Raw genomic sequence first — 20,993 nt, 5'->3', positions numbered from 1 at the left:
GGGCGCGTGAGACGGGCATTCTTCCCGGCGTCCTTAGTCGTACGCCGTTACTAGCGGATTTCAGTTGTTGCGTCCGGGAATTATTCCTCGCACTTGACGCTGTTGCCGCCGCTCTCCTGGGCTATATGTAAAGCTCCCTCTGCCCGGGCAAACAAGCTGTCCAGATTATCATCCATATGCATTTGGACGACACCGATGGAGATACTGACGGGGGGGAGCGCATCACCGCTAGGCAGCACAACGGCGGCTTGGTTGACGGCGGCTCGCAGTCTTTCTGCTGCGGTGCAGGCATTGGCCAGAGATGTCGCATTGGGCAGGAAAACGCTGAACTGCGGGCCGCGGTAGCGTCCCGCCTGATCATCCGGGCGCAGAGAGGACAATATGGTCTGGGCAATGGTCCGGAGTGCCTGGTCGCCGCCCAGAGTTCCGAACTTGTCGCAAAAGTCCTGGAAGCCATCCATCTCAAGCATAAGCATGCAACTCAATTTTTGGTCCGCGATCCTGCGCTGCAAATATCGCCCCAGCTTGTCATGAGACCATTGCTGGCTATAGAGCCCGGTCAGTTCGTCAACTGTGTCGGAGCCTACATAGCCTTGCTCCCGCTCAAGGCTTTCAGCCATGCGCTGATCGCCAACGCGAATGCGGTGGCTCAGGATGCTGAGCATGTTGCGCGAAGCTTCCGATGAATTGTCGATCAGCGCCCAGAGGGCGGCTTGGTCGATGGCGATCAGTCTGCAGTCTGTCGCGGCAATGACATATGCGGAGACATAGCCGTCACCCAGAACGGACATTTCGCCCACACACTCGCCCTCGCCGAACATGGCTATAGGCTCGCCCCGGAATTCTTTCATCTGGACACTCAGGCGGCCAAACAGAATGATGTAAATCTGGTCGTTCAGTTGTCCGGGAGTTAATAGCGTGTCGCCTTTTTTCAGGCTGAGCAGCTTGGACTGGCTCAGTGTCTTGATGAGGAAATTGCGCGGCACACCACGGAACAAAGGTGATGTTGTCAGCAATGTCAGGATTTCTGGAGAGTGGTTCATAAATTACCTTCTTAAAAATCCGTTGCCAGCATCAGTCAGGGCGGTCACTGTGCGGAGATTTTCGGGGAATTCCACACTTTGCTTAAATCAGGCTGCTCGATTCATTTTCATGTTTATTGTGCCTGACTAGTTTGCTCCTGTTTGCATGTTCGCGACAGTGCACTGAATAGTATCAACTTTTGATATTCGATGCATGTCCGCGCATTCACCAAGAGCAGTTTAAGCGGCCGGGGTAAACGCGTGCGCTACGTTTCCGGAAAAACGGAAATACATTGTCTGCCTTATTTTCTCCTCTCTTCTTCGCGCATATGGTTGGCGCCATCGTAACGTTGGTTTGGATGGTGTGTTACGTGCTCGACTAGCGTCCGCGTAGCGTCATCAAGACCTGAAGAAAAGGCAGGATGTCATGAACTTTCCATTATCAAATCAGGGTCACCGAGACTTGTTCGCATATCTGGCAGCGGTATTCGTTGTGCTGCTGATACTGGTTCATCCCGGGGATGTGCCGCCATTGAATGTTTCATCCTCCTTGTTGCAAATTAAAGTGGGTAATACGGCAAGCATCAATGTTTCCGATGCATCGGGTGATGTGAGCGCCAGGTCGTCAGACAGCAATATCGCTACGGTAAGTTATGACCACGGTGCTGCCTTCATTAAGGGACTGTCTGCCGGATCGGTGACGATTACTATCTGGGACAAGGAGAGCAGTCAGCGAGTGGCAGTTGCGGTGATGCCTTCCGTTGGTGGCGAGGCGGTCACCAGTGCCCCCGGAGTGCCGGCGACATGAGTTGGCTCATCATTTGAAGACTATGTTTCTGGATATCCTCTCAAAAATTCCATAAATCCTTCACGCAAGCTTGAACTGGTGCCGGTATTGATCAAACGGTGTTGCCAGTTCGCGGCATGCATGCACGGCCCGGTAAATCCCGTCTGCACCAGTCTCATGCACGAAACGCTACCGCGCTCACCATGCGTACAAGGAGCGCGGTCACGTTCATGCGTTCACGGCTCGGCTATGTCCCGGCATGAATCGAGGCTTGGCGGCGGTACTATAATGAGACGATTGCCCCATAACTGGATTAGCCTCAGGTGTCGATAATGATGATCTCTGCATTGCGCGGCCATGTCGCCGCGGCCATGATGTTGTTCGGTCTGATGAGTTCACCGGTGTGCGCCGGCGAGGTGCGCGCTGCAGTGGCGTCGAATTTTTCCGCACCGATGGAGCGCCTTGTTGCATTGTTCCAGCAAGAAAGCGGTCACACGGTGAAGGTCAGCCTCGGTTCCAGCGGCAAGTTCTATTCGCAGATCAAGGGCGGTGTGCCGTTCGACGTGTTCCTTTCGGCGGACGAGGCGATTCCGAAGCGTCTGGTGCAGGAGGGGATGGCCGTCGGCGATTCGCGTTTGGTCTATGCCGTGGGCAGGCTGGTGCTGTGGAGCGCCCAGCCCGGTTTCGTGGATGCCAAAGGCGCCGTGCTATACAAGGGAGGCTATAACAAGCTGGCGATCGCCGATCCCCGGCTTGCACCCTACGGCATGGCGGCAAGAGAGACCCTGGAAAAATTGACGATGTGGAATGCGATACAGGGCAAGCTGGTGAAGGGCGAGAACATCACGCAGACCTATCAGTTTATCGCGACCGAGAATGCCGAACTGGGGTTCATCGCGCTGTCGCAGGTCATGCGCGACGGCCAAATGACCGCAGGCTCATGGTGGCTGGTGCCGCCCGAACTGCACAAACCCATCCGGCAGAGTGCGGTGTTGCTGTCCGGCGCGAAAGATCAATCTGCGTCGCGCGCGTTCCTCATGTTCCTGAAGAGCGAGAAAGCTGCGGCGGTGATGCGCAGTTTTGGATACGAGCTGCCTTAAGCAAACATGACGCTTCCACCCGACGAGCATCAGCGCGCATAACCGAGATACGCGACGAAGGCCCTGACAAGATGATCGTGCGCATGGCGGTCGGCGAATCGCATGTGCTGCTTTCGCGCATCACGCGCCGTTGCCGGAAGGTCTCCAGTCAGACATGACTCGGTTTTAAGCGAGGCATACACCTTCAGTCTGGTTCGGGCTCGGGCGTATTGTTGTGATTCGCGACGTGCTCCTCGAATACTTCCCTGATTACCCACTGGAAGCACACCGGACAGATGAACCTCACGCCTGAGGCTTCTACATTTGCATCTCCGGACCACAGCGGTTTTGTCGAGGTAATCGGCGATTCTGGTTTCATGGCATCCCTCCTGTTGTAGTTGCTGATCCAGTCTCAACGAGTAAGCCTGGTTTGCCTGTCGGCATCTCTCACAACCTGGGAAGCGATGCTATAGAAAAGCCTTTCGATAATTTATTCCGCGCACTGTGTAATTGCCGCTTGAGGGGGCGGTATTTTCGGGGGCGGGTAGGGTGTCTTGGCGGTGGTGGAAGCCATTAGTCAAGGCCGGCCCGGTGTGCTGTTCCCCATGTATCGCCGCACATGTTTTTTTACAGTCAACCCCCACCTCCCGAATACAGCCTTCCATATCCGGAAATACCCCTTGCCCGCCAGTGTGCTTGTTGAACCTTTGGTTGACACTTGCGCCACGGTTACGAACAGCCAGGAACAGGGAGAAGCCATGAAAAAGCACCAATCAATTCTTGCCATCGTGGCGCTATCGGTGGGGCTTGCAATCGTGTCCCTCAACAGTTTTGCATCCGGTGATGCCGATCAGTACCTGGCGATGGAGCACTACCAGACGATGGAACATCACCATCACCATGCAATGGTCGGCAATGGCTACACACGCTCTGTCGTTTCGTACCAGACCCCGGATGTGAAATTGATGGATACACATGGCAAGAAGGTTGCGCTTAACGACAGTCTCGATGTGGACCAGCCCGTCATGCTGAATTTCATCTTCACTACGTGTACGACGATCTGTCCGGTGATGAGTGCCACTTTTTCCCAGGTGCAGGAAAAGCTTGGACCGAACGCCGGCACGGTGCGCATGGTTTCGATATCCATCGATCCGGAACACGATTCTCCGGCAAAGCTGAATGAGTATGCAAAGCGGTTCGAGGCCGGGCCGCAATGGAGCATGTTGACCGGCAGTGTCGAGGACAGCATTGCCGTTCAGCGTGCCTTCAATGTCTACCGCGGCGACAAGATGAATCACGAGCCGGTGACGTTCCTGCGCAAAGGGGCCGACAAGCCTTGGGTGCGTATCGATGGCTTTGCCAGCGCAGATGAACTGCTGCGCGAGTACCACGGGTTGGTGCCGGACTAACAGATTTTGCGTATTGGGATATGCGATGAAAGTCATCGCCAAAAGCAGGTCTTTGCCTTAGTGCATCGAGTGAATGCGGTAACGAAAATACCTGAAACCGCCCAGTCATGGGCATTGGGACTCGGCAACCATATAGACAACGCAGGTGTTGCAAACATACCTGAGGGAGTATCGCCATGAAGCAGCGTAAATTCAGTCTTTACCGAATGACCGCATCAGTAGTGCTTGCCATGGCCGCCATGGTGGCGATCAATCCGGCTCACGCAGGTGCAGGTTGGGGAAATAGCACCAATGCGACCGGGGCGCCAATCAAGGTCCCCACTTATTATGCCAACAGTCCCTCCGGTTTCCGGTCAGACCTGTCGCCTATCGCCTTGCCGGGAGCGATGGTCAACACCGGGGTGCCCCTCAGAAAATTCGTCGATTCCCTCCCGGGCTTGGGAGCTACAGGTATCAACAACCTGGGCCAGTATTTGCCGGTTGCCGTTCCGGATACTACGACCTATCCGGGATCGGACTATTACGAGATCGGTGTGGTCGAATATACGCAGAAGATGCACAGCGATCTGCCCAAAGCCACGACGGTGCGTGGTTACGTGCAACTGGAGACGGCATCGAATGCCCTGTCGAGCAAGCACGTCGCACTGGCCTATCCCAATGGGACTCCGATATTAAATGCCGCGGGCCAGCAGGTGTTTGCGGTGGACAATCCGCATTATCTGGGACCGGTCGTCAGCGCGAAGCGTGGCGTTCCCGTGCGCTTCAAGTTTTCGAACCTGCTGCCGACCGGACATTACGACCCGATCACCAATTCTCGCGGCGGAGATCTGTTCCTTCCTGTGGATCAGACCCTGATGGGGGCAGGTTTTGGGCCGGACGGGATCAACAAGTACACCCAGAACCGTATCAACATCCACCTTCACGGCGGCGATGCTCCATGGATCAGCGACGGCACGCCCCACCAATGGATCACCCCTGCCGGCGAGAACACGCCTTATACCAAAGGGGCCAGCTTCCAGAACGTTCCTGATATGCCGGACCCGGGGCCGGGTTCCGGGACGCTGTATTACCCCAACAACCTGAGCGCCCGCATGATGTTCTTCCACGATCATACTGCGGGGATCACGCGCCTCAATGTCTATGCCGGCATGGCCGCGGGTTACCTGATATCGGATCCGGTGGAGCAGGGACTGGTAACAACAGGTGTCCTTCCCCTCGATCAGATTCCCTTGGTCATCCAGGACAAGACCTTCGTGCCGGCGGATATTTCCATGCAGGATGCGAAATGGGATGTAGCGCACTGGGGGCAGCCGGGGGACCTGTGGTTCCCTCATGTATATGAAACCAACCAGGACCCGAATTCGTTCGACGGCACCAATCCTGTCGGGCGCTGGGATTATGGACCGTGGTTCTGGCCGGTGTTCCCTGCGCCGAAGGCCTTGCCGACAGGCGAGTACGGCAATGAAACCATCGTGGCTGAAGCCTTCATGGACACTCCAGTGGTCAATGGTACTGCCTATCCCACCGTCAAGGTCCTGCCCAAGGCTTATCGCTTCCGCATCCTGAATGCCACAAACGATCGCTCGCTCAACCTCGGCCTCTATGAGGCTGAACCGCTCACCATTGAGGTTACTGCAGGCGGGGCTGGCTATTCGGCGACACCGGCGGTCACCATCACACCTGCGGTGGGCGATGTGACGGGCGCCGGGGCCACAGCCTCGGCCGTCGTCACGGCTGGCGTCGTGAGCAAGATCATCGTGACTAACCCGGGCACGGGCTATACCGCTGCGCCGACCATCAAGATCACGGACGCCACCGGCACGGGAGCAGCTGCCGTTGCCTCGGTTAGTACCGAGGTGAAGATGGTTCCTGCTGTGCCGAATGCGGCTTGGCCGGCAATATGGCCGACAGATGGGCGGGCGGGGGGCGTGCCCGATCCTTCAACGGCGGGGCCGGACATCGTTCAGGTCGGTTCCGAAGGTGGCTTCCTGCCGGCGCCGGCAGTGATCCCGTCCACACCGATCGGATATGAATTCAACCGTAGAAGCGTTACCGTGTTGAATGTCCTGACCTACGGGCTATACCTGGCGCCGGCAGAGCGTGCAGATGCCGTCATCGATTTCTCGGGCTACTGCCCCGGTACCAAACTCATCCTGTACAACGATGCCCCAGCGCCTGTGCCGGGGTTCGATCCGCGTGCCGACTATTACACGGGAAATCCCGACCTGACCGCGGTTGGCGGCGCCCCTTCGACATTGCCCGGTTATGGCCCCAATACCCGGACCATCATGCGGTTCGAAATTTCAGGGGCACCGGTTCCAGGATGCGTTCGGGCGGCGTTCACCCAGAGTGCAAATCCCAATACCAAGAATCCCAAGCTGACTGCACTGCAAACAGCGTGGCCGGCTGCCTATGCCGCGACTCAGCCCAAACCTGTCGTGGGAGAGGCAGCTTATAACGGGCTGTGGCCGACGACCTTCACCAACTCCTATGCCAGCATCCATACCGGCTCGATACGCGCGCCCAATTTTACTTTTACCAATGGCGATGGCTTGGCACAAACCTTGCCCGTGCAGAACAAGGCCATTCAGGAATTGTTCGATCCCAATTACGGCCGGATGAATGCGACGCTGGGGGTGGAGTTGCCGTTTACCAGCGCATTCAACCAGACCACGATCCCGCTCGGTTATGTCGATCCGGCGACAGAGACCATCGCCGATGGCGAGACGCAGATATGGAAGATCACCCATAACGGTGTGGATACCCACCCGGTCCACTTCCACCTGGTCAATGTGCAACTGATCAACCGCGTAGGCTGGGATGGGACGATCAAACCCCCTGCAGAGAACGAACTGGGCTGGAAGGAAACGGTGAAGATGAACCCGCTGGAGGACGTCATCGTGGCCGTCCGGTCCAAGGCGCCGACGCTTCCTTTCGGCCTGTCGGAAAGTATACGCGCGCTCGATCCGACCCAGCCGCTGGGCACCACCGGCGGACTCTCGCAAGTCAATCCAACCACTGGCTTACCGGCAACTATCACCAACGCAGTGGCCAATTTCGGATGGGAATATGTGTGGCACTGCCACATCCTGGGCCATGAAGAGAACGACTTCATGCGCCCCATCGTCTTTAAATACACGGCGGTCGCACCACTGGCGCCGACCAATGCAAGCCTCAATGCAGGGGTGCTCAACTGGACCGACCCGACGCCAGCCAATGCAGTCGCGACGATGGGCGACCAGCAGAACGAAATCGGATTCCGCATTGAACGTTCTGCCAACTACGGGGCATTCACGCAGATAGGGACGACGCTGGCGAACGCGACCAGTTTTGTGGACACGACCCCCAAACTTCCTCTCACGGACTATTCGTACCGGGTCATCGCCTACAACGCCGCCGGCAGTTCAGCGCCATCTAACATCGTGACACAGGTCCAGCAAGCGGGGGGCCTGACTCCGGGGAGCCTGGCGTTCGCTTCCCTGCCGATCGGAACGGTCAGTTTGCCGCAGACGTTGTCGCTGACCAATGCGACAGCCGCGGCCGTCACCATCCAGGGACGCACGATCAGCGGCGTGAATGCGGCAGACTATGCCGAGACCGACAATTGCGGTACCAGCCTCGCGGCTGCGGCAACCTGTACGATCAATGTGACGTTCACCCCGAAGACCAGCGGTTCCTCGATAGCGATGCTGACTGTCGCCACTTCGGCCGGATCGAAGACGGCTGCGCTGAGCGGTGCGAGTCCGGTCCCATCGGCCAAGATCACGCCTGCTACGCCGCTTGCCTTCCCGGCCCAGCAGGTCGGCACCGCCGGGGCAGTGATGACCGCCACGCTGACCAACACCGGGAGCGGACCGCTCGCCATCAGCGGCGTCACGATCAGCGGTACTAATGCGGCAGATTTTTCACAGATCAACACCTGCGGCACCAGCCTGCCCGCAGGCGTGGCCGGATCCTGCACGATCAGCGTGTCATTCAACCCCAGCCTGGTCAGCCTGGAGACCGCGACACTGAATGTGGTGACTGATGCGGGCACTCAAAAGGTCACCCTCAATGGACAGGGGGTAGCACCCGCCGTTACGTTGAACCCGACCGCGCCGCTGCAACTGGCGTTCGCTGCCCAGCAGGTTGGCACGGTCAGTGCGCCAAGCATTGCCACGCTGACCAATACCGGAAGCGGCCCCGTCACGATTACCAGCGTGACCATCACCGGGCTGAATCAGATCGATTTCGCGCAGACGAATAACTGCCCGATCGTCACGACTACGTTGGCTGCCGGCGCAAGTTGCACGATCAATGTGACTTTTAAGCCGACCGCTACGACGCCACGGACTGCAACTCTGAATGTTGCGACGACGGCGGGCACACCGACGGTTGCACTGGCCGGCGGGGGGCAGTCGCCATCGTCTGCACTGACACCAACCATCCCTCTGACATACCCGACACAACAAGTGGCCACTACCAGCGTGGCACAGGCGGCGACTCTGACCAACAACGGCGTCGGCCCGCTCGCCTACACAGGTGTCACGATCACCGGTACCCATGCCACCGATTTTGCTCAGACGAACAACTGTGCCACTGGGCTGGCCGTAGGCGCGAAGTGTGCGATTAACGTGACGTTTACGCCGACAGCGGTCGGTGCCAGGACCGCGACTTTGAACGTGGTCGACGCAAGCGGAACCAAGATGCTTACCCTGAACGGTACCGGCCAAGCGGCCAATTCGGCGACTGTGTCGGCTGCCGCATTGAGTTATACGGCCCAGCAGACAGGGACTGCCAGCGTGGCTCAGCCGGTGACTCTTACCAACACCGGAGCTTTGGCGTTGCCGATCACCAGCATTTCGATCACGGGTTTGAATGCGACCGATTTTGCACAGACCAATAACTGCGGCCTGAGTCTGGCTGCGGGAACGACGGGCACGTGTGCCATCAATGTGACGTTCAATCCGGCAGCGGCCGGAGCCAAGAGTGCCGCATTGACCATAGTCAATGCGGCCGGAACGCAGATCGTCGCCTTGGGGGGTACCGGACAGGCGCCGTCTTCCACGCTGGCGCCGGTAACGGCGATGGCGTTCGGGACGCTGCAGTCGGGGAGCCCGGCCACTGTTGCCCAGGTAGCGACGCTGACCAATACCGGTGTCGGTCCGTTGTCGGTCACCAGCATCGCGATCACCGGTGCGAACGCGGCCGAGTTCGCTCAGACCAACAATTGCGGCGTGCTGCCTGCCAGCCTGCCAGTCGGAGCGACCGGCACCTGTACCATCAACGTGACGTTCACTCCCGGTGCGGCCGGCGCGAAGAGCGCGACGCTGACCGTAACCGATGCATCGGGAGCCAAGACGATCCCACTGACGGCGACCAGCCAGGCAACGTCCTCGGTATTGAGCCCGACTATTCCATTGTCGTTTTTGGCACAGCAGGCCGGTACCAGCAGCGCGGCACAGGTGGCGACTTTAACGAATACTGGGGTCGGGCCTTTGTCGATCAGCAGTATCGCGATCAGCGGCGCCAATGCGACTGAGTTTGCTCAGACCAACAATTGCGGCACGTTGCCCGCCAGTCTTCCAACGGGTGCGACCGGCACCTGCACCATCAATGTGACATTCAATCCGGCCACGAGCGGTCCCAAGAGTGCGACGTTGACCGTGGTCGACGGGGTGGGGACGCAGACAATTGCCTTAAACGGCACCGGCGCGCTGCAATTGAATAGCTTTACACCGACTACACCGATGGTTTTCGCGTCGCAGCAGACCGGCACTGCTAGCGCGGCGCAGGTGGCGACCCTGGCCAACTCAGGAATCATTCCTCTGACGGTCACCAGCATCGCAATTAGTGGGGCCAACGCCGCTGACTTCACGCAGACCAACAATTGCGGCACGTTACCGGCCAGCCTGCCCGTGGGGATAACCGGGACTTGCTCGATCAACGTGGCCTTCACGCCGACCACGGCTGGCACCAAGAGTGCGACGCTGACTGTGGTCGATGGTGCAGCAACGCATACGATCGCCCTGAGCGGTACAGGCACCACGCAATCGGCCAGTCTGACGCCAGCTACGCCACTCGTATTTGCGTCGCAGCAGACCGGGACTGCCAGTGCGGCACAAGTGGCGACGCTGACCAATAGCGGGATTGGACCCCTGGCAGTGACCAGCATCACGTTCACCGGTGCGAACGCGGCTGACTTTGCGCAGACCAACAATTGCGGCACCAGCCTGGCGGTAGGGGCTGCGGGTACCTGTACCATCAATGTGACCTTCAATCCGACCACGGCCGGCGCGAAGAGCGCGACGCTGAGCGTGGTCGACGGCGCAGGGACGCATACGGTTGCGGTGAGCGGCACAGGCCAGGCACCGTCGGCCAGCCTGACACCCGCCACATCGCTGGCCTTCGCGGTGCAGCAGACCGGGAGCACCAGCGCAGCCCAACCGGTGGTGGTGACCAACACCGGCGTTGGTCCGCTGTCCATCGCGGGCATCACGATCGGCGGCACGAACTACCTGAACTTCACGCAGACCAGCAACTGCGGCACTAGTCTGGCCGTGGGAGCGAGCTGTACGATCAATGTGTCGTTCGCCCCGACCGCGGTCGGCGCCATGACGGCCACGTTGAATGTGGCTGATGGGGCAGGAGTCCATATGCTCGCCTTGAACGGCACCGGTGCCGTGCAATCGGCCAGCCTGACACCGGCCACACCGCTCGCGTTTGCAGCGCAGCAGACCGGCACCACCAGTGCTGCGCAAGTAGCGACCCTGACCAATAGCAGCACCCTGCCGCTTGCGGTGACCAGCATCGCGATCACCGGCGTGGACGCAGCCGACTTTGCGCAGAACAACAACTGCGGCACCAGTGTGGCTGCAGGTGCTACCGGGTCTTGTACCATCAGCGTGACCTTCAAGCCTGCCATTGCAGGCGCGAAGAGCGCGACCCTGACCGTGGTTGACGGCGCAGGGACGCATACGGTCGCGCTGACCGGCACCGGCCAGGCAGCATCGGCCAGCCTGACACCGGCGACACCGCTCACCTTCGCGGCTCAGCAGACGGGTACTACCAGCGCAGCCCAAGCGGTGGTGGTGGCCAACACCGGCGTCGGTCCGCTGTCCATCACGGGCATCACGATCGGCGGCACGAACTACCTGAACTTCACGCAAACCAACAACTGCGGTACCAGCCTGGCCGTAGGAGCGAGCTGCACGGTCAACGTGTCGTTCGCCCCGACTGCGGCCGGCACCATGACGGCCACGTTGAATGTGGCTGATGGCGCAGGAGTCCATATGGTTGCCTTGAACGGCACCGGTGCCGTGCAATCGGCCAGCCTGACACCGGCCACACCGCTCACCTTTGCGTTGCAGCAGACCGGCACCACCAGTGCAGCACAAGTGGTGACGCTGACCAACACCAGTGTCCTGCCGTTGTCGGTCACCAGCGTTGCGATCAGCGGCGTGGATGCGGCTGACTTCGCACAGACCAACAACTGCGGCACCAGTGTGGCTGCCGGTACCACCGGGTCTTGTAAGATCAATGTGACCTTTGCGCCGGGCACCATCGGCACCAAGACGGCGGTGCTGACCGTGGTCGATGGTGCGGGGACGCATAGCATCAACCTGAACGGTACGGGCTCCGTGCAGACGGCCAGCCTGACGCCGGCCACGCCGCTCACCTTCGCGGCCCAGCAAACGGGGACTGCCAGCGCGGCCCTGGTGGCGACGCTGACCAATACGGGCAGCCTGCCGCTGTCGGTCAGCAGCATCACGCTCACCGGCGCCAACGCGGCCGACTTCGCGCAGACCAATAACTGCGGCACGTTGCCGACCAGTCTGGCAGCGGGGGCGACCGGCAGTTGCTCGATCAGCGTCACCTTCAATCCGGCCACGGTTGGCGCGAAGACTGCGACGTTGTCCGTAGTCGACGGAGCGGGCACGCATACCGTCGCTCTGAATGGTACCGGTGCAGTTCAGGCCAACAGCCTGACGCCGACGACGCCGATGGCGTTCGGGATGCAGCAGACCGGCACCACCAGTGCAGTGCAGGTGGCGACGCTGACCAACTCGGGGATCATCCCGCTGTCGGTCACCAGCATCGCGATCAGCGGCGTCAATGCGGCTGACTTCGCCCAGACCAGCAACTGCGGCACCAGTCTGCCCGTGGGTGCGACCGGCGTTTGTACCATCAATGTGACCTTTACACCGGCGACTGTCGGTACCAAGAGTGCGACACTGACCGTGGTCGACGGGGCGGGGACGCATACGATTGCCCTGAGTGGTACGGGGGCCGTGCCCGCGGCCAGCCTCACGCCGACTGTGCCGCTCACCTTCGCGGCACAGCAGACCGGCACCAGCAGTGCGGCACAGGTGGCGACCCTGACCAATAACGGCATCATGCCGTTGTCGGTCACCAGCATCGCGATCACCGGTGCCAATGCGGTGGACTTCACGCAGACCAACAATTGCGGCACCAGCCTGGCTGCGGCGGCAAGTTGCACGATCAACGTGACCCTGGCTCCGGGTACTGCCGGTGCCAAAATCGCCTCACTGACCGTGGTCGACGGAGCGGGGACGCATACGCTCAGCTTGACCGGCACAGGCCAGACAGCGTCGGCCAACCTGACACCGGCTACGCCGCTTACCTTCGCGGTGCAGCAAATCGGCAGCACCAGCGCGGCCCAGGTAGCGACGTTGACCAACACCGGGGTCGGTCCGCTGTCGGTCACCAGCATCGCGATCAGCGGCCTGGATGCGGGGGACTTCACCCAGACCAATAATTGTGGTGCGCTGCCGGCCAGCCTGGCAGCAGGGGCGAGTGGCAGTTGCACGATCAATGTGACCTTCAAGCCGACGACGGTGGGCGCCAAGACGGCGACGCTCACCGTGGTCGATGGAGCCGGGACTCATACGGTCGCCCTGAGTGGTTCGGGTGCCGTGCCGCAGGGGAGCCTGACGCCGACCACGCGTATGGCTTTCGCAGAGCAGCAGACCGGCACTGCTAGTGCGGCCCAAGTGGCGACGCTGAGCAACACCGGCTTCCTGCCACTTGCTGTTACCAGCATCACGATCAGCGGCACGAACGCGGCGGAGTTTGCGCAGACGAACAACTGTGGCACCAGCCTGGCGGTAGGTACCAGCGGCACTTGCACGATCAATGTGACCTTTGTGCCGACCAGCACCGGCGCCAAGAGCGCGATGCTGACCGTGGTTGACGGAGGGGGAAGCCATACAGTCGCTCTGAGCGGCACAGGGGCCGTTCAGTCGGCTAGCCTGACGCCGGCGACGCCGCTCACATTCGCGCTGCAACAAACCGGAACCACTAGTGCGGCACAGGTGGCGACTCTGTCCAATACCGGCGTCATCCCGCTGTCGGTCACCAGCATCGCGATTACGGGTGCCAACGCGGCTGACTTTGCGCAGACCAACAACTGCGGTACCAGTGTGGCTTCAGGTGCCACAGGGTCTTGTACGATCAACGTGACCTTCGCGCCGACCACGATCGGTGCCAAGACGGCGACGCTGACGGTGGTCGACGGGGCCGGGACGCATACGGTCACCCTGAATGGTGCAGGCGATGTGCTGCTAGCCAGCCTGACGCCAGCCACGCCGCTCACCTTTGCGGTCCAACAGACCGGAACCGGCAGCGCGGCCCAGGTGGCGACGCTGACCAACACAGGTAAGCTGCCGCTGTCTGTCACCAGCATCACGTTCACCGGTGCGAACGCGGCTGACTTCGCCCAGACCAACAACTGCGGCACCAGCCTGGCCGTGGGGACTGGCGGTACCTGTACCATCAATGTGACCTTCAATCCGGCCACGGCCGGCGCGAAGAGCGCGACGTTGAGCGTGGTCGATGGGGCAGGGACGCATACGGTCTCGGTGAGCGGTACGGGCCAGGCGCCCTCCGCGAGCCTGACACCGGCCACACAGCTGGCTTTCGCGGTGCAGCAGACCGGGACCACCAGCGCAGCCCAACCGGTGGTGGTGACCAACACCGGCGTCGGTCCGCTGTCCATTGCGGGCATCACGATCGGCGGCACGAACTATCTGAACTTCACGCAGACCAGCAACTGCGGCACCAGCCTGCCCGTGGGCGCAAGCTGCACGATCAACGTGTCGTTCGCCCCGATTGCGGCCGGCGCCATGACGGCCACGCTGAATGTGGCTGATGGGGCTGGGGTGCAGATGCTTGCCCTGAACGGCACAGGTGGCGTGCAATCGGCCAGCCTGACCCCGGCGACACCGCTGGTGTTTGCAGCGCAGCAGACCGGCACCACCAGTGCTGCGCAAGTAGCGACCCTGACCAATAGCAGCACCCTGCCGCTGTCGGTCAGCAGCATCGCGATCACCGGCGTGGATGCGGCCGACTTTGCGCAGAACAACAACTGCGGCACCAGTGTGGCTGCGGGTGCTACCGGGTCTTGTACCATCAGCGTGACCTTCAAGCCTGCCATTGCAGGCGCGAAGAGCGCGACCCTGACCGTGGTTGACGGCGCAGGGACGCATACGGTCGCGCTGACCGGCACCGGCCAGGCAGCATCGGCCAGCCTGACACCGGCGACACCGCTCACCTTCGCGGCTCAGCAGACGGGTACTACCAGCGCAGCCCAAGCGGTGGTGGTGGCCAACACCGGCGTCGGTCCGCTGTCCATCACGGGCATCACGATCGGCGGCACGAACTACCTGAACTTCACGCAAACCAACAACTGCGGTACCAGCCTGGCCGTAGGAGCGAGCTGCACGGTCAACGTGTCGTTCGCCCCGACTGCGGCCGGCACCATGACGGCCACGTTGAATGTGGCTGATGGCGCAGGAGTCCATATGGTTGCCTTGAACGGCACCGGTGCCGTGCAATCGGCCAGCCTGACACCGGCCACACCGCTCACCTTTGCGTTGCAGCAGACCGGCACCACCAGTGCAGCACAAGTGGTGACGCTGACCAACACCAGTGTCCTGCCGTTGTCGGTCACCAGCGTTGCGATCAGCGGCGTGGATGCGGCTGACTTCGCACAGACCAACAACTGCGGCACCAGTGTGGCTGCCGGTACCACCGGGTCTTGTAAGATCAATGTGACCTTTGCGCCGGGCACCATCGGCACCAAGACGGCGGTGCTGACCGTGGTCGATGGTGCGGGGACGCATAGCATCAACCTGAACGGTACGGGCTCCGTGCAGACGGCCAGCCTGACGCCGGCCACGCCGCTCACCTTCGCGGCCCAGCAAACGGGGACTGCCAGCGCGGCCCTGGTGGCGACGCTGACCAATACGGGCAGCCTGCCGCTGTCGGTCAGCAGCATCACGCTCACCGGCGCCAACGCGGCCGACTTCGCGCAGACCAATAACTGCGGCACGTTGCCGACCAGTCTGGCAGCGGGGGCGACCGGCAGTTGCTCGATCAGCGTCACCTTCAATCCGGCCACGGTTGGCGCGAAGACTGCGGCCTTGACCGTGGTCGACGGGATGGGGACGCATACGGTCGCCCTGAACGGGACGGGTGCGGTGCAGGCCAACAGCCTGACACCGACGACACCGATGGCGTTCGGGCTGCAGCAGACCGGGACCACCAGTGCAATGCAAGTGGCGACGCTGACCAACTCCGGGATCATCCCGCTGTCGGTCACCAGCATCGCGATCAGCGGGCCTGACGCGGCGGACTTCACGCAGACCAACAACTGCGGCACCAGCCTGCCCGTGGGTGCGACCGGCGTTTGTACCATCAATGTGACCTTTACACCGGCGACTGTCGGTACCAAGAGTGCGACACTGACCGTGGTTGACGGCGCAGGGATCCATACGGTCGTCTTGAGCGGCACGGGCGCCGTGCAATTGGCCAGCCTGACACCGGCCACACCACTGGTGTTTGCAGCGCAGCAGACCGGCACCATCAGCGCGGCACAAGTGGCGACCCTGACCAACTCCGGAACCATCCCGTTGTCGGTCAGCGGCATCACGATCGGTGGTGTTAACGCAGCCGACTTCATACAGACCAACAACTGCGGTGCCAGCCTGGCTCCGGCGGCAAGTTGCACGATCAACGTGACGCTGGCTCCGGGATCGGTTGGTGCGAAGAGCGCTACGCTGAGCTTGGTCGATGGAGCCGGAACACAGGTTGTTGCTCTGAACGGCACTGGTGCTGTGCAGTCTGCCAGCCTGACTCCGTCTACACCGCTTACCTTCGCAGCGCAGCAGACCGGGACCACCAGTGCAGCATTGGTGGCGACATTGACCAACTCCGCGATCATTCCGCTGTCGATCACCAGCATCGCAATCAGTGGCGTCAATGCGGCCGAGTTTGTGCAAACCAACAACTGCGGTACGTTGCCAGCTAACCTGCCTGTGGGGCAGACCGGCACCTGCACGATCAACGTGACCTTCGTGCCTGCGACTTCCGGTGCGAAGAGCGCGACCTTGACCGTGGTTGACGGAGCAGGGACCCATACGGTCGCCCTGAACGGCACAGGAGCAGCGCCCTCGGCCAGCCTGACACCGGCTACAGCGCTCACTTTCGCGGCCCAGCAGACCGGTACAACCAGTACGGCACACGCGGTGGTGGTAGCCAACACCGGCGTCGGTCCGTTGTCCATCGCGGGCATCACGATCGGTGGCACGAACTACCTGAACTTCACGCAGACCAGTAATTGCGGCACCAGCCTGGCTGTAGGCGCGAGCTGCACGATCAACGTGTCGTTCGCTCCGACCGCGGTCGGCAGCATGACAGCGACGTTGAATGTGGCTGATGGGGCGGGTGCCCATATGCTCGCCTTGAACGGCACGGGCGCCGTGCAATCGGGCAGCTTTACCCCGGCCACGCCGCTCACGTTTGCAGCCAAACAGACAGGCACCACCAGCGCCGCGCAGGTTGCGACGCTGACCAACACCGGTGTTCTGCCACTCGCCGTCACCAGCATCTCGATCACGGGGGCCAATGCAGCTGAGTTCGCGCAGACCAACAACTGCGGCACCAGTGTGGCTGCTGGTGCCACAGGGTCTTGTACGATCAACGTGACCTTCACGCCGGTTACCGTCGGCGCCAAGAGCGCGACGCTGACTGTGGTCGATGGCGCCGGTACCAGAACAACCGCGTTGACCGGGATGGCGGTGGCTCAAGCTGCCATGCTGACTCCAGGTGCCTCGCTAATGTTCGCCTCGCAGCAGGTCATGTCTACCAGCTCTGTACAGGCAGTGACACTGACCAATACCGGAGCTGGTCCACTTCCGATCGCCAGAATCACGATCGGGACCTCGGGAGGGTTTAACCAGTTTGCGCAGACGAACAACTGCGGAGCCAGTTTGGCCGAAGGTGCGAGCTGCACGATCGGCGTGACCTTTGCTCCTTCGACGATGGGCACCAAGGCGGAAACGCTAATGGTGTGGCATGCGGGTGGCATGCAGACATTGATGCTGCGTGGTACGGCTGCAGCACCCGTATCCAGTTTGACGCCTGACGTGCCAACCTCGTTTGGAAATCAGTTGGTCGGAACCTCTAGTGGGGTAGTGCCGTTGACTCTAACAAACAACGGAGTCATCCCTCTCTCCATCACCAGCATTGCGATCGAATCATGGGGACAACTGAATCAATTCGGGCAGACCAATACCTGCGGCGCCAGCCTGGCGGCAGGTGCAAATTGCGTGATCTATGTTTCCTTCATGCCTTCATCCGCTGGCTTCAAACTGGCGACACTGATCATCAACGATGCGGCCGGTGGACATGCGGTAGCGTTGAACGGGACGGGAGTAACAACGCCGACAGCATCAACAACGACAGCGGCGCCGCTAGCAGCACAGCAGGTTGCGGTAACGTTGATCGTGCCGACATCCTCGCTGACCCCGGCCACGCCGTTCGCGTTTGCGGCTCAGGCGGTTGGGGCGGCCAGCGCACCGCAGGTGGCGACGCTGGCCAACACGGGAGCCACGCCACTCTCGGTAACCAGTATTTCGATCAGCGGGGTCAATGCAGCAGACTTTGCACAAACGAATACTTGCGGAGTACTGCCTGCGAGCCTGCCTATAGGCACTGCCGGAACTTGCTCGATCGATGTGATCTTTACTCCCAAAACGGCAGGAACAAAGAACGCGACATTGACCGTGGTAGATGGGGGGGGGACTCATACGATCACACTGAGCGGAACCGGACAGTAGGGTAGATATGGATCTGTTACGCGAATACAACAGGCTTGCGTCGGATCAGCAAGCTCTGGTTTGAAAAATATTGTGACCACCTCTGAGGGAGCATAGCCATGAAACAAAGTAAATTCGGGCCTTATGTGATTGATGCCGGATGGTTCAAGTGTCAATGGCCGAATTCCGGGATGAGCGGGAAAATTCTGGCCAGCATTGCGGCGACATCGCTGCTGCTCTCTGCTTGTGGAGGTGGTGGCGGCGGTGGTGGTGGAGTTGGGGGGGGGACTGGTGGTGCTGGACCAGTGGGCACGGCCATGACTATTGCACCGATGAAAGGCAAGTTCGGCGCTGGTTGTAGCGTCGTGGTGAGCAACCCGGCCGGTTCGTTTACGGCAAACGGATCTACTGACGCAACGGGACAAGCTACCGTGACGATTCCTTCCGGTGCAACTGGGCCATATGTCATCTCGGTAGTCGGCGGCGGCACCTGCACATACTTCAACGAATCGACCAACACTAATGTGTCTTACACAACTGCGGACAGCCTGCATGCTGTGGTGCCATCGGCCAGTGCTACCGGTGCTCCAGTGGCTGTAACCCCGCTCACAGAAATGGAATACACCTACCTAAAACAACAGGCGGGTGGTGCTATCACTCCAGCCATCACCGATGCACAAGCCGTGGCGGCGGTGCCGCCGGTCCTGGTGCTGGCCAAGAGTATGGGATTATTGAACGCCACCATCGACGTGCAGAACATGTTTGCGCTGCCGCCAGTGATTCCTGCCGCCGGTGTTACGCCAGCCCAGTTGGGCCAGGACGGTTACAGCGCCATGTTTGGTAAAGTTGCCGCCCAACAGCCTTCCAATCCGATGGCGGCTGTGGCCGCCTATGCGTTGCTCGCCAAAGCGGCGGCCTTGAGTGCCGCCTCATCTCCGGCCGCCCCGCAGGCGCTCGCTGATGCGCAGACGGCGATAGCGGCCATTCTGCCTATCGCTCAGGCAGTTTCCAACATGTATGGTCCTGCCAGTGCGACTGGCATGGCAGCGCCGATGAGCGTGACAGCGGCAACGCAGGCTGCAGCTGCAGCAGCAACTTCTGCAGCTGCAGCTGCTACCGGTGGCGCAGGCTATTTGTCGGATCTGACTGCTGGAGGGGTGCACCTGTTTTCGCCGGGTTACCAATATACGATTGGTGCCGTAACAACGACTGTTGCCCCTGTTGGCAAATCGATGACAGCCACATTGTCCAATGCCACCTATTCGATGGTGCGTACCTTTAAGGATCTGCTGAACAGGATATGGACAGCCCTGGTGAGCACCAGTAGCAATACGGATTATGTCCTCACTGCTGCGGGCTGGTCTGATGATCGCACGACCTCCATCAGTGCAATCGCCAACCTGGACGGCACCCTCACCGTTAACGATGGCGCATATGGCAGGTATGGCGTCAGGGTAGCGAAGATAGATATCTCGGGTATGGCGATTGCGTCTGCGGTGGCTGCGGTCGATGCCAATGGATTGACCACAGGCGCGGCGGTTGCTCCGGCCGGAAACTTTCCGGCTGGATCGATCGAATATGACGTCACCGACTTTGGACTCACTTCGCAGGACATCCACGAGGTGTACGCAGGAAGCTTGGGGTCGTATGTCCATGTGCTCGATGCGACTGGCATACAGTTGACCGCGCTTCCAGCGGCAAATGCACAGTTCTGCGTAGCCGGATTCCGCTTTATTCCGACTGCAACTGCGGGCAAATATGACGTATATGCAAACCCCACCCTGACCTGCCCAGCGCTCGCGACGGGCCAGTTGGCAGACGGCACGGTGAGCTTCACTCCAGTACAGGTGAACGGCCAGCAGTTGCTGGCGGTGACTGCAACCACACAGGTGTCAACCGCCTTGCCTGGCATCATCAACGGAACATTCAACAGTAGTTTTATTTCGATAGTTAACGGTAAAGCCTATCTGGGCGTAACGACTCCCAAGGGGGCAGATACCACAGTGTTGTTCGGGACGAGCAAGCGCTACAACAGGGTTGCGATTGATGCCCAAATGAACGCGGCGAATCTTCCGCTGCTTTGATCTGCTCGGGTGCAGCAATGGCAATGCGATGAGGCAGATGGACGGTAATAACAGGAGAAGTGAAATGAGAACGATTGCAAAAACAGTTTTTTTCGTCATCGTGCTGTCCTGGATACAGGGTGCCGGTGCCGGGGATGTGACGGTCCGCGAACAGGGGGGAGCCATTGTCCTGGAATCGATAGCCGCTTCGTCAGATATGACTCAAGACGCATCGGCCCCGGCCGCCATGCCGGCTGCAGCCTCTCCTGCACAAGCGCAACCGGCTCAAGCGCAACCGGCTCAAGCCGCTCCATCTGCCACGCGAGTGCCGGTCAAGGCTTATTACGACAAAGTTGATCGCGCAAACATCGAGAAGAGAATTGCCGACCGGGCGGCTCGCACCAAGAAGAGGTCGTTGGAAGCTGAAAAAGATGCTACCGAGAGGGCGGCCAAGGCCCAGGCTAACCAGCCTGGGCAGCAGGGCCAAGGGGCGCAAACAGCCCGGTAGGAAACGTTCTTGTAACTGTGGTCCAA

The 20,993-nt window shown here is 60.5% G+C and carries 7 protein-coding genes; 6 read left to right on the top strand and 1 reads right to left on the bottom strand.

Features of this window, described 5'->3' with window-relative positions; genetic code table 11:
• Positions 1-80: 80 nt before the first annotated feature.
• Positions 81-1,043 (bottom strand): GGDEF domain-containing protein, encoded by a 963-nt coding sequence (locus FGKAn22_RS07260; protein WP_212784951.1) that lies wholly within the window; start codon positions 1,041-1,043, stop codon positions 81-83.
• A gap of 406 nt (positions 1,044-1,449) precedes the next feature.
• Between FGKAn22_RS07260 and FGKAn22_RS07255 the strand changes: the two genes are divergently transcribed.
• From FGKAn22_RS07255 to FGKAn22_RS07230, 6 genes are all read left to right on the top strand, one after another.
• The gene (locus tag FGKAn22_RS07255; RefSeq protein WP_212784950.1) at positions 1,450-1,830 is read left to right on the top strand and encodes an Ig-like domain-containing protein; all 381 of its coding nucleotides are present in this window, start codon (positions 1,450-1,452) and stop codon (positions 1,828-1,830) included.
• Between the two features lie 311 nt (positions 1,831-2,141).
• Positions 2,142-2,909: a molybdate ABC transporter substrate-binding protein gene (gene modA / locus FGKAn22_RS07250; RefSeq protein WP_246487361.1), complete on the top strand. Its 768-nt coding sequence runs from the start codon at positions 2,142-2,144 to the stop codon at positions 2,907-2,909.
• Between the two features lie 737 nt (positions 2,910-3,646).
• Positions 3,647-4,297 (top strand): SCO family protein, encoded by a 651-nt coding sequence (locus tag FGKAn22_RS07245; RefSeq protein WP_212784949.1) that lies wholly within the window; start codon positions 3,647-3,649, stop codon positions 4,295-4,297.
• Between the two features lie 176 nt (positions 4,298-4,473).
• Positions 4,474-18,417, top strand: coding sequence for a choice-of-anchor D domain-containing protein (locus FGKAn22_RS07240; RefSeq protein ID WP_212784948.1), 13,944 nt, complete (start codon positions 4,474-4,476; stop codon positions 18,415-18,417).
• Positions 18,418-18,515: 98 nt separating this feature from the next.
• Positions 18,516-20,480: a hypothetical protein gene (locus FGKAn22_RS07235; protein WP_212784947.1), complete on the top strand. Its 1,965-nt coding sequence runs from the start codon at positions 18,516-18,518 to the stop codon at positions 20,478-20,480.
• Positions 20,481-20,544: 64 nt separating this feature from the next.
• On the top strand, positions 20,545-20,967 hold the full coding sequence (locus FGKAn22_RS07230; protein WP_212784946.1) for a hypothetical protein: 423 nt from the start codon (positions 20,545-20,547) through the stop codon (positions 20,965-20,967).
• Positions 20,968-20,993: the final 26 nt, after the last annotated feature.

This window comes from Ferrigenium kumadai (genome assembly GCF_018324385.1).
In the GTDB taxonomy this organism is placed as follows: domain Bacteria; phylum Pseudomonadota; class Gammaproteobacteria; order Burkholderiales; family Gallionellaceae; genus Gallionella; species Gallionella kumadai.
Note: the sequence above shows the minus strand (reverse complement) of the source record. Positions and strands in the feature narration are given on the sequence as shown.